This window comes from Paraclostridium tenue, from assembly GCF_039521565.1.
Taxonomy (GTDB): Bacteria; Bacillota; Clostridia; order Peptostreptococcales; family Peptostreptococcaceae; genus Paraclostridium; species Paraclostridium tenue.
On record NZ_BAAACP010000002.1, the window covers coordinates 146,788 to 161,577 of the forward strand.

The 14,790-nt window shown below is 23.7% G+C and carries 17 protein-coding genes; 1 reads left to right on the forward strand and 16 read right to left on the reverse strand.

What is annotated here, in order from left to right:
* Nucleotides 1-4: 4 nt before the first annotated feature.
* From ABFX13_RS02480 to ABFX13_RS02495, 4 genes are read right to left on the reverse strand one after another with little or no spacing between them, the layout of a single operon-like run.
* Nucleotides 5-670, reverse strand: a complete 666-nt coding sequence (locus tag ABFX13_RS02480; RefSeq protein ID WP_346041890.1) for a hypothetical protein — start codon at nucleotides 668-670, stop codon at nucleotides 5-7.
* Nucleotides 667-1,410: an aminotransferase class IV gene (locus ABFX13_RS02485; RefSeq protein WP_346041893.1), complete on the reverse strand. Its 744-nt coding sequence runs from the start codon at nucleotides 1,408-1,410 to the stop codon at nucleotides 667-669. Before ABFX13_RS02485 ends, ABFX13_RS02480 begins: the two co-directional genes overlap by 4 nt.
* Nucleotides 1,400-2,737 (reverse strand): aminodeoxychorismate synthase component I, encoded by a 1,338-nt coding sequence (pabB, locus tag ABFX13_RS02490; protein WP_346041898.1) that lies wholly within the window; start codon nucleotides 2,735-2,737, stop codon nucleotides 1,400-1,402. The genes ABFX13_RS02485 and pabB overlap by 11 nt, the downstream gene beginning before the upstream one ends.
* Nucleotides 2,731-3,324, reverse strand: a complete 594-nt coding sequence (locus ABFX13_RS02495; protein WP_346041905.1) for an anthranilate synthase component II — start codon at nucleotides 3,322-3,324, stop codon at nucleotides 2,731-2,733. Before ABFX13_RS02495 ends, pabB begins: the two co-directional genes overlap by 7 nt.
* A gap of 217 nt (nucleotides 3,325-3,541) precedes the next feature.
* Here ABFX13_RS02495 and ABFX13_RS02500 point away from each other — a divergent pair, with 217 nt between their 5' ends.
* Nucleotides 3,542-3,703 carry a hypothetical protein gene (locus ABFX13_RS02500; RefSeq protein WP_346041908.1) on the forward strand — a complete coding sequence of 54 codons (162 nt, stop codon included), beginning with the start codon at nucleotides 3,542-3,544 and terminating at the stop codon, nucleotides 3,701-3,703.
* Nucleotides 3,704-3,730: 27 nt separating this feature from the next.
* On the opposite strand, the gene ABFX13_RS02505 is transcribed toward ABFX13_RS02500, so the two are convergent.
* From ABFX13_RS02505 to ABFX13_RS02560, 12 genes are all read right to left on the reverse strand, one after another.
* Nucleotides 3,731-4,051 (reverse strand): hypothetical protein, encoded by a 321-nt coding sequence (locus ABFX13_RS02505; protein WP_346041910.1) that lies wholly within the window; start codon nucleotides 4,049-4,051, stop codon nucleotides 3,731-3,733.
* Nucleotides 4,052-4,135: 84 nt separating this feature from the next.
* The gene (locus ABFX13_RS02510; RefSeq protein WP_346041913.1) at nucleotides 4,136-4,831 is read right to left on the reverse strand and encodes a polysaccharide deacetylase family protein; all 696 of its coding nucleotides are present in this window, start codon (nucleotides 4,829-4,831) and stop codon (nucleotides 4,136-4,138) included.
* Nucleotides 4,832-4,858: 27 nt separating this feature from the next.
* Nucleotides 4,859-5,824, reverse strand: a complete 966-nt coding sequence (locus ABFX13_RS02515) for a CAP domain-containing protein (RefSeq protein WP_346041917.1) — start codon at nucleotides 5,822-5,824, stop codon at nucleotides 4,859-4,861.
* Nucleotides 5,825-5,958: 134 nt separating this feature from the next.
* Entirely contained in the window at nucleotides 5,959-6,771 is an 813-nt protein-coding gene (locus ABFX13_RS02520) for an MORN repeat-containing protein (RefSeq protein WP_346041920.1), read from the reverse strand.
* 365 nt (nucleotides 6,772-7,136) lie between these two features.
* Nucleotides 7,137-8,003 carry a YitT family protein gene (locus ABFX13_RS02525; RefSeq protein ID WP_346041922.1) on the reverse strand — a complete coding sequence of 289 codons (867 nt, stop codon included), beginning with the start codon at nucleotides 8,001-8,003 and terminating at the stop codon, nucleotides 7,137-7,139.
* 36 nt (nucleotides 8,004-8,039) lie between these two features.
* Nucleotides 8,040-8,732: an LrgB family protein gene (locus ABFX13_RS02530; protein WP_346041924.1), complete on the reverse strand. Its 693-nt coding sequence runs from the start codon at nucleotides 8,730-8,732 to the stop codon at nucleotides 8,040-8,042.
* Between the two features lie 4 nt (nucleotides 8,733-8,736).
* Complete coding sequence (locus tag ABFX13_RS02535) at nucleotides 8,737-9,099, reverse strand: CidA/LrgA family protein (protein WP_346041928.1); 363 nt, start codon at nucleotides 9,097-9,099, stop codon at nucleotides 8,737-8,739.
* 128 nt (nucleotides 9,100-9,227) lie between these two features.
* The gene (locus ABFX13_RS02540) at nucleotides 9,228-10,196 is read right to left on the reverse strand and encodes a WG repeat-containing protein (protein ID WP_346041931.1); all 969 of its coding nucleotides are present in this window, start codon (nucleotides 10,194-10,196) and stop codon (nucleotides 9,228-9,230) included.
* 127 nt (nucleotides 10,197-10,323) lie between these two features.
* Entirely contained in the window at nucleotides 10,324-11,697 is a 1,374-nt protein-coding gene (locus ABFX13_RS02545; protein ID WP_346041934.1) for a tetratricopeptide repeat protein, read from the reverse strand.
* A 369-nt stretch (nucleotides 11,698-12,066) separates the two neighbouring features.
* Nucleotides 12,067-13,458: a tetratricopeptide repeat protein gene (locus ABFX13_RS02550; RefSeq protein WP_346041937.1), complete on the reverse strand. Its 1,392-nt coding sequence runs from the start codon at nucleotides 13,456-13,458 to the stop codon at nucleotides 12,067-12,069.
* A 119-nt stretch (nucleotides 13,459-13,577) separates the two neighbouring features.
* Nucleotides 13,578-14,366 (reverse strand): protein phosphatase 2C domain-containing protein, encoded by a 789-nt coding sequence (locus tag ABFX13_RS02555; RefSeq protein ID WP_346041940.1) that lies wholly within the window; start codon nucleotides 14,364-14,366, stop codon nucleotides 13,578-13,580.
* A gap of 72 nt (nucleotides 14,367-14,438) precedes the next feature.
* On the reverse strand, nucleotides 14,439-14,765 hold the full coding sequence (locus tag ABFX13_RS02560) for a hypothetical protein (RefSeq protein ID WP_346041943.1): 327 nt from the start codon (nucleotides 14,763-14,765) through the stop codon (nucleotides 14,439-14,441).
* Between the last annotated feature and the right edge of the window lie 25 nt (nucleotides 14,766-14,790).

Here is a 14,790-nt window from a genome sequence, read left to right on the forward strand (position 1 = left end):
ACTACTAAAAAAATACATATTCATATACTTTTTTAAGATCATTATATTCATAACCTTTGTAAACATCTTTTATCAATCTAAATAAGTTTTTTTCATTTTCACTTAAATATTTAAATATTTTTTTATCTTTAGGTATCCATTTTCTATTTTTGATAAAGTATCCTCTTATTATATCTTTTAGATATATATTAGTCAAAAATTCATATTCAAAATTTTCAAAATCATCTTTATTACGTAACCTAGATATATTGTCATATATAGTGTTTTTTAACACTAACATTTCATCTTTAGATATTTTTTTAGGACCTTCATCAAACTTAAGTTTTGATAAATGTATAAGTTTATTTGCTATATTTTTTTTATCATATATAATTTTTGCATCTTTCATTTCTTTTACAAAAAAATACTCTTTATTTTCTATCATAAGTTTTGCATATTCTATGGAAAATTTATTTATATCAAATTCAATTCCATTTAATATTTTTATATCTCTTATTTGATTTTCCATTTGATCTGAAATTATAAATAAATCAATATCTTTTATATTTAAATTTTCATCTTCAAAATTAATATTTTTACTAGATCCTACTAAAAATAAAGCAATAGTATCTTTATTACTAATAATAGAATTTAATTGTTCTTTATATGTTTTTGAAAAATTTTTTATCATTTTAAGTTTCTCCATAAAATATTAAAAGTGTCATTATAATCATCAAACTTTATATTATTTATATGTGTAACTTTCATAGCACCCATTAAACTATTACTTACAAAACAAAAATCAAAATCACTAATATTATTTATTTTTATATCAGATTCTACCATATTAATTTGTAATTCTTCACACAAGTTCTTAATCCTTCTTTTCATTATACCATTTAATATTGGTAGTTCTTTATCTGGTGTATATATTTGTCTATTTTTTATAAAAAATATATTGCTCATCGAACATTCTAGTATTTTATTTTCAGTATCTAAAAATATTGCATCATCAAATCCATTTCTTACTGCATATTTTTTTGTATATATATTTTCAAAATAATTCGTTGTTTTATGTTTATATAAAATACTATCTCCACGTTTTATTGGAGATACTGATAATTTAAATCCTTTTTTATACATGTTTTCATCATATATTATATCTCTTGTCGATATGTTATAACCTTCATCAAATAAAGTTAACCTTAATGCTTTGTTATCTATTTTATTTTCTTTTATATACTCTAATAATATTATTTTTATATTGTCTTTTTTTTCTTTTATATTTATATTTAAATCTTTTACAGATTTAAATATTCTATCTAAATGCATATCTAAATACTTAGGAACACCTTGTTCAATTTTTATAGTTTCAAATAATCCCATACCAAATTTACTTAATTCACTCTCAAAAGATACTTTATTCTTCATAATAACCTCTTAAAGCTTTCATTATTGATTTTGCTTTGTCTAATGTCTCTTGATATTCATCCTCTGGATTTGAATCCCAAGTTATCCCTCCACCTACTTGAAAATATATATCTTCATCTTTTTTTATTAAAGTTCTTATAGCTATATTTAAATCCATATCTCCATTAAAGCCTATATAACCTATAGATCCTGTATATACGTTTCTTTGAGTAGGTTCTAGTTCATCTATTATCTCCATAGCTCTTATTTTAGGGGCTCCTGTTATAGATCCTCCTGGAAAAGTTGCTTTTATCAAATCTATACAATCCAAAGAGTCTTTTAACTCTCCTGTAACTGTGGATACTAAATGACTTACATTAGCATATGGTTCTATAACAAATAATTCTGGAACTTTAACAGTTCCTATTTTTGATACTTTCCCCAAATCATTTCTCTCTAAATCAACTATCATAAGCAACTCAGATTTATCTTTTTCACTATTTCTTAATTCTTCTTGTAATTTAATATCTTCTTCTATAGTATTTCCTCTTGGTCTTGTTCCTTTTATTGGTCTTGTTTCTATCTTTTTATCTATACACTTTATGAATCTTTCTGGTGAATTTGATAATATTTGATATCCTTCAAAATTTAAAAATGCAGCAAAAGGCGCTTTGCTGACATCTCTTAATCGCTTATACAGGTGAAAACTTGATAAATTTGTTTTCCCACTAAATCTCTGAGTTAAATTTGCTTGATATATATCTCCCTGTCTTATATATTCTCTTACTTTGTCGACAGATTTTATATATTCTCTTTTTTTAAAGTTAGATTTTAATTTTATTATATTTGCTTCTTCATTATTATTCTTGCTATAATTTTTAGCACTAAGTATAATTTGTTCTATTTCATTTATAATACTTTTTTCTTTTTCTTTATCTATATCTGGTGTTGCTATGTAAGTTTTATTTTCTAAATGATCTATTACTATAACAAAATTATAAAACCCAAAATACAAATCATATACATTAGTATCATCTATAGCCGTTCTAGGCAAGTTCTCAATATAATTACCTATATCATAAGATAAATATCCTACAGCTCCCCCTATAAATGGCAAATCTGTTTTATTTTCAACTTTGTATTTAGATAATTTTTCTTTTAAATCATCTAATGGATTGTTTTTAGTATTTTTCAATTTAATAACATCAAATGGTCTAGAGCTTATAAAAGAATATCTACCTAATTTTTTTTCATCCATACCACTATCTAATATAAAACTATTTTCTTCATCCTTAAATAAAGTATATATTTCAAATGCATCTAAATTAGTATGTATCTGTTTTAGCATATATTTTTCTCCTTATATTCTCTAGATTTATTTATAAAGTTTTTAAGTATATCATGTCCTTGTTCTGATAAAATTGCTTCTGGGTGGAACTGCACACCTTCTATATTGTAGTTTTTACACTTTATACCCATAATTTCACCATCTATAGTTTTTGACGTGATTTCAATTTCATCAGGTAAAGTTTTTTCATCTATTATAAGAGAATGGTATCTAGTTACATTTAATGGATTATTTAGATTTTTAAATACTCCTTTATTTGTATGTTTTATTGCATAAACTTTACCATGTACTGGTTGCTTTGCTTTTACTATACTTGCACCAAATGCATGTCCTATTATTTGATGTCCTAGGCATATACCAAGTATAGGTTTCTTACCTTTAAAATTATTAACAATATCTATACATATTCCTGATTCTTTTGGAGAACATGGACCAGGTGATAAAACAATAATTTCAGGATTAATATTTTCAATTTCTTCTATAGTTATTTCATCATTTCTTTTTACTAATATTTCTTCTCCTAACTCTCCTAAAAATTGAACTAAATTATAAACAAAAGAATCATAATTATCTATCATTAATATCATAAAATACCCCCTCTACATTAATAAATTAAATATTGATTTATTTTTTATAATATTTATTTTACTACAAGTTAATTATATATTTCTTAAGAAATCAATGTCAATATGTACGTTTTTGATGAAATTATCAACAATATGCTATGTATATTTATCAATATTAAACAAACACTATTATTAAGCACAACATATACTACTTTATGTGTTTTTAGGAGGTTATAATATGAATAAATATATTATAGTAAGGTCTGATACAAAATCTATATCATCTCCAATGTCTAAAAAAGAGGCCTTAAAAACCCTTAAATATTATGCTAGAGAAGGTATATCTTACTTAATAATATCTGAAAATAAATTTACAAATTATAATGTTTTAAAAAATTAAATATATAAAAAATAAAAAAGGAGCTAATTAGCTCCTTTTCATCCATCTATAACCTACATTATAATACTTTTCTTTTTTCCCTTTTTTACTTCTAACATCTATAAGTTCATTTATTTTTTCAATATAACTTTCATCATTTGCAAGTCTTATTAAACTAGTTAAATAATATACATTTGTACTTTTTGGTATTTTTTTATTTATGACTAAGTCTATAGCTTTTTTAGCTGCATCAAAGTGTTTTAGATGTGTATGCCCTTTTTCAAACTCTTTTTTAGTATTATAAGCTATATAACCTTCTTTAACCTGAAATATTATAAACTCATTTCTTTCATATATTTTATTATACATACACTTCATCCTTTTTAGAAATAGTCTTATTATATAATATTAAATTATGAAAAAAAGTTTATATATTTATTAATAATTTTTATTTTAATTGTAAAGTTGTGATACTGTTACAAATTTATAACCTTTTTTTTGCATTTCTGGTATAAATATGTCCAATGCTTCTACAGTATTATTTGTTGCATAATCATGAAGTAAAATTATATCTCCATTTTTAGCATTATTAATTATAGTATTTGCTATTTTTGAAGCTCCAGGGTTTTTCCAATCTTTTGCATCTATAGTATTCCATAATACTACCTTGTATCCATGTTTTTTAGCTATATTGACTAAATTGCTTTCTTTATAACTTCCATATGGAGGTCTAAATAATTCAGGTTTTTTACCTGTTAATTTAATTATTGCTTCTTCACATTTTATTATTTCATTTTCTAATTGAGCTGAACTTAAATTGGATATATCTGGGTGATTAAAGGTATGATTTCCGATTTCATGTCCTTCTTTACTAGCTCTAATAAGTGGTTTACTATACCAATTAGCGTGCTTTCCAGCTATAAAAAAAGTTGCTTTTACATTGTGTTTTTTTAACACATCTAAAACTTCTTCAGTTTCCTTTGGATGTGGACCATCATCAAAAGTTATAGCTAAATACTTTTTATCTCTTGGACCATTTTTTATAAAAATTTCTTCATTTTTTATACAAAATGTTTTTATTGGAATAGCTACTATAAAAAATACAATTATTAAAATTACTGAATATAGTTTATTATTTGTAATTTTCATATTTATACTTCCTTTCATGATGTCAATTTATTCACTGTAAAAATTTTGAGTATAATATATATTATAATGCCCACCAAAACTTACTCCTACTCCTATATTCTCATAATCTCCTAAAATATTTTTTCTATGTCCTATGGAATTCATCCAAGCTTCATGGGCATATATAGCATTTATTTGTCCTGCTGCTATATTCTCCCCAGCTAAACTATACATTATATTTTGTTTTTTCATCCTATCAAATGGAGTTTCATTTTTTTTATTAACATGATCAAAGTAATTTTTATCCCTCATATCCATACTATGAATCAATGAACTTTTACTAGCTTTTTCACTAAATTCCAATCTCGTTAATCCTTCTCGATCTCTTACACTGTTTGTAAGATCGACTATTTGTTTTTCAAAACTTAATTTAAGTTCTTCACTGTACTTTGGATATATATCCTCTGCTTTTTCCTCAACTTTTTTATCTATAATTTGATAAGCTGTGACTTTACTATCATTATGTAAGTCATAAAATACAGTCATATATTTATTATCTTTTATAAAAATATCAAATTGATTTTTAGACTCTATTATAAATCTAGTATTCCCCTTTTTTTTATACTCTATAGGCTTATAATTTTCTCTTACATATTTTAATCTATCTTTTAATTTAATATCTCCCATTTCAATAGAATTTATAGAATTGCTATATAATCCAACAACTTTATCATCTTCTATTCCAACCATAACAAAATTATTTTTAAATCTATTATAGACATACCATGTAAAACCATACTCACTGTAATCTTTTCTATCAGGTAGCCCAATTTTATTTATTACACTCGAATGGCTATCTCCAATTTTTATATCATAGTATTTTTTTATATTTTGATTTTGTATTATTATAGTTTCTTTAGATTTATTTAAATTTAACTTTTCACTATCTTTATATACTATAATATGTGTAGTTATTAGTAATATAAATATTAATAAATATAATATTTTTTTCAATTTATCACTTCCTTATTATAAATTGACTTTTTATAGCTTTTTAAATTATATACATTTATTAATACTTATATTCTTATAGAAAATATATTATAAATTTACACAATAAAAATAGACCTATCTAAGTAAGATATGGTCTATTTTATACCTGATATAATTTCATCTAAACTTTTATTAAATATAATCGGTTTATCAAATTTCCAATTGCCCTGATAGCATATATCATTTTCTATGTAGAAAGTACCATAGCCATGTTTTTTACCATGTCTAAATTCACCTACATATCTTTTATTATCCGGCCATATATATGTTCCCTTACCATGTGGTAAGTTATTTTTAAATTCTCCTTCATATATAATCCTACCTTTTTCATCATAGCAAGTTCCTATACCATCCATTTTACCATGTTTAAATTCACCTATATACATTCCTCTATTTTTCCACGTATACATACCATGGCCTTCTTTTTTGCCATGTTTCCAATTTCCTAAATACTCATCATCACTAACGTAGTGCATCTTTCCTATTCCATCCATTAAATCTTCTTTCCATTGACCTGTATACACACATCCATTAGGCAATTCACATGTACCATTTCCATCTTTCATATCATTTTTAAAGTGGCCTATGTATTCTAATTCTTTACCATCTTCTTGAAAAAATTTGTAAGTTCCTTTACCTTCCATTTTTCCATCTATAATTTTTCCTATATATTCATCTCCATTATAAAATGTGTGTATTCTACCTGAAGATTTTTTATTTGAATTATTTATATTTGAAACACTTACAACCTGTCCACCCTCTAGTGCTAATGATTCTTGTTGGCAGTGTGATGATCTCTTTGATATAAATTTATTAAAAAGATTTATACGCTTTATTTCTTTTTCTATGCTATATATAGTTTTTCTATATGTTTCTATTAAATCCTTATTTTTTTGTTCTGTATTCATATAACTACCCCACTACTTTCAAATTATACACTTATATATTTCTATTATATATTAAATTTCTACTTTTTTTCCATAATTTCAATAAATTTTAAGATTTTTATATGTCTAATTATAACAATAAAGCATACTAGAAATCTAGTATGCTTTATTGTTATAATTGTTTTTCACGATTCAATTAATAAATACGTTCCGTTCCAAATAAATAATACGTACATTATAATAATTTTGATTTTAGACTATAGAGAGGTTTTTATAATATATGTACTATAGCCAATCCGATAGTTAAATAGATCTAAATATTAAATATGATATATTAATATATCATATTTAATATTTTATCTATAATATCATTTTTTATTCATACTTTATAAAAATTTCTCTTTAAATCCTCTACCTTTAACTTCATTTACATCATTTACAGATATAAATGATTTTTTATCATGTCTTAATGCTATTTCTTTTATTTTAGGTATTTCACTAGATGCAACTATACAATATATTATTTTTTTCTTTTCATGAGTATATGCACCTTCTGCTTCAATTAATGTAACACCTCTTATTAATTCTTTCATTATACACTTTGATATATCTTCACTTTTATTAGATATTAACATTACAGATTTTTGAGAATTCATAGCATCTTTAACTATATTCATAGAATATAAATTAAAAAACATCCCTATTAATGTATAAAGACCTAGTTCTAAACCAAATAATGAAGATCCTAAACATACAATTAAAAAATTCATAAAAAGTCCAGTGTCTTTCATAGGTATATTTTTTTTAATTTTAAGTATTGCTGCAATTATATCTGTACCACCTAATGAAGACTTAGCTTTAAATACCATACCTAAGCCTATTCCACCTAATATACCACCATAAACTGTTTGCAGTAATAAATCATCTACAGCTATATAATCTCCAACATTTTGAGTAAAACCTAAAATAGTTGAAAATAAAACCATATTTATTAAACTTGTTATACAAAATTGTTTTTCTAAAAATATAAATCCTAATATAAATATAGGTATATTTATTAAAAATGATAAAACCCCAATATTTATATTACTAACATAGTTTAGTGCAACAGATAAACCTGCAACTCCTCCTCCTAATAGATGTGCAGGCTTTAAAAATCCATTAATGCCTATCGATGATATAGTAATCCCAACTATTATAAATAAGTACCTTAGTAGTATATTTTCTTCTAAAGTATTTCTTACCTCACTCATTATAGTTCTCCCTTCAAAAACAATTATTTAGCTTTATTATTTTATAAAGTTTATTAATATAGGTATTAAAACTACAGTTATTGTACCTGATATACCTATAGCTAATCCACTCATAGCACCTTCAATCTCACCTAACTCTAAAGCTTTTGTTGTTCCTAATGCATGTGATGCTGTTCCAAGTGCAATACCTTTTGATACGGGATGTTTTGTATTTATAATTTTAAAAAGAGGTATTGCTATCATTCCACCTATTATACCTGTTAATATTATTGCAACTATCGTTACAGATTCTATACCACCTAAAGTAGATGTTAGTGATATTCCCATAGGTGTCGTTATTGATTTTCCTAATAAAGAATCCATTATCAATTTATCAGATCCAATTAATTTACTTAAAACTACAATACTTGAAAAAGAAACTAAAACTCCAGTTGTTATACCTATTATAATTTCATAGAAATGTTTTTTAAGCAAATCATATTGCTTATATAAAGGTAATGCTAATACTATAGTTACAGGTCCTAAGAAAAAGTTTATAGAATCTCCTCCTAATTTATAACTATTATATGGTATATTGCATACTTTTAAAAATACTATTATTCCTAAAATAGCTATTAACAATGGATTAAATATAGCCATTTTAGTTTTATTTTGAATATATGAACCAATACTGAAAAATAATATAGTAACTACTATTCCAAATATAGGTGTTTGTAATACGTTATACATGTCACTAACCTCTCTTACTCTTGATTTTTATCATTTGTTCAACAACTATAGCTGTTACAATCATTACTAATGTAGTACTTATTAATATTGTTGCAGCTAAAACTAGTATATTTGAACTAATTAAACCTAAAGAACTTATAAGTGAAACTCCTGCAGGGACAAAAAATATAGCCATGTTATCTAGAAAAAAATTGCTAAGTTCTTCTATTGAATCAACTTTTACAACTTTAGATTTTAATAGTACAAATAATATAATCATACCTATTATACTTCCAGGTATAATAATTATATTGCTTAAAAACGAACTAATGTATTCTCCTATGGCCCATATTGTAAGAATTAAGGCCAGCTGTCTTAATAATTTCATATACTTTTCTCCTAAATTTTTTTATTTTTTGCAAAATTAAAGGGAGATTTTTAATCCCCTTTAACTTCTTTATATATATTACTACTATATCTTTGTTTTTTCAAACCTAATTTTCCTAAATTTATAGCTTAATTTATTAAAATATCTCCATTTTTATCTATGTAGTTATTATTATCTCCATCAATTATCTGTGCATACCCATTTTCAAAATCCGAAACCGATTTCAATGTTGGCAATATTTTTATTTTTCCTTCTTTATTTAAAAATCCCCACAATCCACCTTTTGGTACACACATACCCCTAGTTAATGAACTCGAACCGATATTAAATCTAGCTAATCCATCACAAAATTCACAAGCATAATCAAATATTGGCTCAATTACTATTTCACCAAAAGTATTTATGTATCCCCACTTTTCATTTATACATACTGGTGCTAACCCTTCACTAAAAGATTTTGCTCTATCAAATTTAAAATCTATAATCCTATCTCCATTTGCGTTTATATATCCCCACTTATCATTAACTCTTATTCCTGCTATGCCTTGTGAAAAATCAGTTGCTATGTCAAATTCAGGTTTTATAACGAAATCTCCATTTTTATTTATATATCCATATTTATTTTTACTTTCAACCAATGCTAATCCTTCATTAAATTTATTAACATAACTAAATTTAGGTTCTATTGCTATATGTCCATCTTTATTTACATATCCCCATTTTTTATTTAACTTAACCCCAGCCATTCCTTCATTAAAATTTGCAGCTGCTTCATATTTAACATTTATAACTTCATTTAATTTTTTATCTAAAAAACCATATTTACCATTAATTTTAATTCTTGATAATCCTTCATTAAAATCTGAAGCACTATCTAAATGTAGAAATATATTATTATATCCATTTTCATCTAAATATCCAAATACCCATCTTACAGATTTGTTTATACGTTTTATATACGTTACAACACAATATCCATCTCTAAATCTTTCAGATACATATTTAAATTTAGGTTTTATTATTATATTATTATTTTCATCAATAAATCCATACTTTCCATCTCTTAGTATAGGGAGAAATAATTTTTTATCTATCATCTCTAACCTCCTTTTTATAAAATTATTAACATCTTTACTAATAATTAATATTATATTTTTCTATTTACTATACTAATTTTTAAATTTTAATTTATATACACATAAAAAAAGAGCATAAAATGCTCTTTTATCTTTCTTTTAATATAGACTCTACTTTGGAATTATTGTACATACTCTCTGGATCCTCAGCTCTTAAACTATAAAATATCTTTTGAGCTTTATCTAAATCTCCTTCTTTGTAGTAAATCATTCCAATATTATAATAACTATCATCATAATAATTGTCTGATGGTTTATAAGTATTTATATACTTACTATAATATTTTATAGCTTCTTCGTTGTTGTTTTCTTTTTCATATATCAATCCTAATTGATATATAGCTTCAGATATATATTTTTTTGTTTTACCATTTTTAAGTACTAGTTTTAAGTATTTTATAGCTTCTTTATTATTTCCATCTTCTTTAAATTCCATAGCTTTATTAAATAGGTCTTCTTCATCCCCTACTATAATCTCATCTTTTTTATTATCGTCTTTTTGCGTTTTAGCTTGTTCTAACTCATCTTTAGTTTTATCTAATTTTTCACTAGTTTTGTCAAGTTCTTTATTTTTTTCTGTAACTTGACTTGCAAGATTATTTAACTTTTTCTTATTATTTATATATAAAGCTCCTATTGTTATTACTAAAACTGCTATTAAGACATATAATGGAATATGATTTTTAGTCTTTTTAATTTCATCTTTAGGTTTTTCATCATTAGTAATTTTACTTACTTCTTTTTCAAATAAACTATTATCCTTATCTACAGCTTGTAATCTATCTAAATACTCATTAGCTTTTTCATTATCACCTAATTTTTCATATATTAAATGTAGTAATAAATACGGTTCTATAAGTTCTGGTTCTTCATTTATTATGTTTTCAAGTATTTGTATACTCTCTTGATTTAAATCGTTATTTACAAATCTTATAGCATGATTATATCTACTTAAAAATATGTTAAATTCCTCTGAAGTTAATATATCTACATATTTTCTAGCTAATTGATTGTTATTGTAACATAAACTTTTATAGAAACTTTCAAAAGACTCATCAAAATTACATTTTAAAAATTTTAATAAACCTCTTAAATTTAGTATATCTACATCTTTTGGATTTAACTCTAATGCCTCTTCTACAATTTCAGTAGCACTAGTAATAAAGTTTCTATCTATCATATTTAAAGCTTCATTATACTTTTTATAAGACTCTAACTTTAAAGCTCTAGTATCTTTAACTTGTCTCTTTGTCTTATGTTTTAAATTAAGTATAGTTTCATCTTTACTATTGGCTGTTATGTAAGTTTTTTTAAGTGTTTTTAAAGTTTCATTTATCTCTTCATCATCTATATTAAAAAAAGTAGTATCATTGCTATCTTCTTCTATAAGTGATATATCTATTATTTTTTTATGTAAGCTTTTTATATCACTTTTTATATATAACCTTAATATAGTAATCACCCTCTCTTTTTACTTTATCTATATAATAAAATACCATATTAAATTAATTTAGTCAAAATTATACATATTACAAAAAAATCTTACTTATTTTTAAGTAAGATTTTAAACATTATTTATTAATTATTTTCTATTTGTAATTGTTGTTGATTAGGTTATTTTTGTTGTACTTGTAATTTATTTTCTTCATTTGAAACCACTTATATACTAGTTTCTCTAGGTAAAGTTTCTGTTAATAGATACTAAACATCCATCTCTTCCTTTTCCTAAAGTAGGATTATCGACTTTTTTATAGGATCACTGAAACTTATCTATATTGATATATATTATTAAATTATATTAAAAATAAAAGCGTGCTTTCACACGCTTTTGTTAAATCTTACTAATCTTATCTTCTAATACTTTATATATTTGCTTAGTATATGGATTTATTAAATATACTTGCTTAGATTTGAAAAATCCTCTATTTACAACAGCATAATAATAAATATCATTATTTTTTCCTATAAACTTATCTAAAACTTCTTTATCATATAAATATCTTAAAACTTTGTCCCTATCTTCAATAGTTACATGTTTATAACTTTCATCAAGTTCTTTTAATTTTTTCTCTAGCAAACTTTCTGCTGTGCTTTTACTTATAGTAAATTCTACATTACCATCCTTTATAGCTCTCCAATGCCCATCTCCATAATTATTATTATATGATTTTTTTGTATCTAAATATGAATATATATTTTTACTTCTAGGGTCTATTAAAAATTCGTCTATTTTATCTTTACCTAAAAAAGTTTCTGCATAGTAATATTTATGTCCATGAATCATTTGTTGGAATATATTAGCCCTTATATCATTTTTATCCATTCCACTTTTTTTAGCTATTAGTGCAATTATTTCATCATTTGTCATAGAGTATGTTTCTAAATCTTTTTCAAATTTTGTTGATAACTCATCTAAAACATCATCATTTAAATAATACTGTTTTAAATACTCTATGTTTTCTAAAGCTTCTTTGTAATTACCAGTCTCATTTTCAATTTTTGCTTTTTCTATATAATAATCATACATATCTTCAATACATTCTTCTTTTTTATCTTGAGCTAAATCATAATATTTTTTATCTTCTGATAAAACTTTATCGTAATTTTGTATTGCTTCTTTATACATTTTTTTATTTTGATATTCAACACCTACATTATAGACTTTTCTAGAGTCTTCTATAACGTCTATTTTTTTTGAATATACATAAATTTCATTTTTTGATATTTTAAGATTAGATACAGCTTGTATATATCCAATAGCAGTTTTATAATTTATTTTTTCTTGTAAATACAAATCATTTACTCTCTTTGCTTGATCTATTATATTATCTGCATCTATATATACTGTGTTTAATTCATTTATTATATTTATAAGAGAAATAAAATAATCTTTGCCTATCTCTCCTTTTATATATCTATCTCCATAGTTCACAAGTATTTTATTGACTTTTTTTGATAAATTTTTACTAAATCTATTCATCTTATTTTCAGAAAACTCTTCTTTAACTTTATTATAATAAGATATTGCTTCCGAATAATTTCTATTTTCTATATACCCTATAAGTTTATTGCTTTCACTACTTACACTAAAGCTGTTTGCTCCAAATATTATAAATACTCCTAATAAGATAATACCTAAAATTGTTAAGCAAATTTTTATTATTATCTTATTATTTTTATCTATAGTTTCTATTACTTTTTCAAAAAAACCTTTCATAATCATTCGCTTACCTTCCTTAAACAGTAATATAAATGTTTTATGCTTTATTATATCATATATAATAGGATTATTAACCATATTTTGTAATTCAACTCAAAAAAACAACATTTATTTAATGTTGTTTATAATATAAAAATAATACTAATATCATCTTTACTCTTGTTTATTGTAAGATATTGTAAGTATTTTTTATATTGTATATCTATATTGTATCTAGTAAATACATTTTTTCGATATTCTCTTATAGTGCTTGTTAAACTTTTATTTAATTCATCATAACTTTTAAAACTGTTAGTAAATCCATCAGAAAATAACACAATTGAATCTAATTTTTCTAAGTTACTAAAACTAATTTTTAAATCTATATATTTATATGCATCATCTAAATACATTGAATTTAAAACTCCATTTACTTTATTTTTCTTATTATAGTCTATAAGATTGAATTCATTTAAATATTCAACTATATCTCCATCTCCAATTTGTAAATAAAGTTTTATTTTATTTGTAATTAGCACTCCTATGAGAGTAGTTCCATAAAGCACATAATCTATTTTATATACATTAGGGACTTTTTTTCTAAAATGATTTATAACATACTTTCTCCATCTATTTTGTATAGATACTTGTATATAATTTTCTTTATTAATATCTTTAATTAACTTATTTAATTCTTTTTCATCATAATTTGATAGTTCATCATATAAATCATGTAGTATATCTATGCATGCATTACAAGCAAACTCTGCTCCTTTATGACTATACTTACATCTATCTATTCCATGTCCGTCTCCTATTGCACAAATAATTCCATTTTCCAATTTTTTATACTTTAAATAGTCTTGAGATCCTTTATTTTTAATTTTATTTTTATATCCTACCACACTACTACAAAAAACATCATAGTTCATATAATCCCTCCTCTACCCTATTATTAATTATATTAATATAAAGAAAAAAAAGTACAACAGATGTTGTACTTTTTAAGATATTTTTCTTCTTCTAATTGTTTCTTTATTTCTTTGTGACCTTTTAGTTGATGGTCTAATTTTCTTAGATCTATAAACTTTTTTACCAAAAATTCTTTTGCAGTCACATAAGACCCAACATGGTGTCAATGTAATAATCATTCCTAAAGATAATGCAATATAATATCTAAATCCTATGAATACTCCTGTTATTGAGTTTACTACTAATAGTACACTCGTAATGCTTAGGGATATTACAGATGATAACACAAGTATTCTTAAAATATCCGAAAATGTTTTAATAAATCTTGGCACCTTTTTATTTTTTTGGCTTTTTTTCATGTTTTTGCCCCCTAATATCAACAAA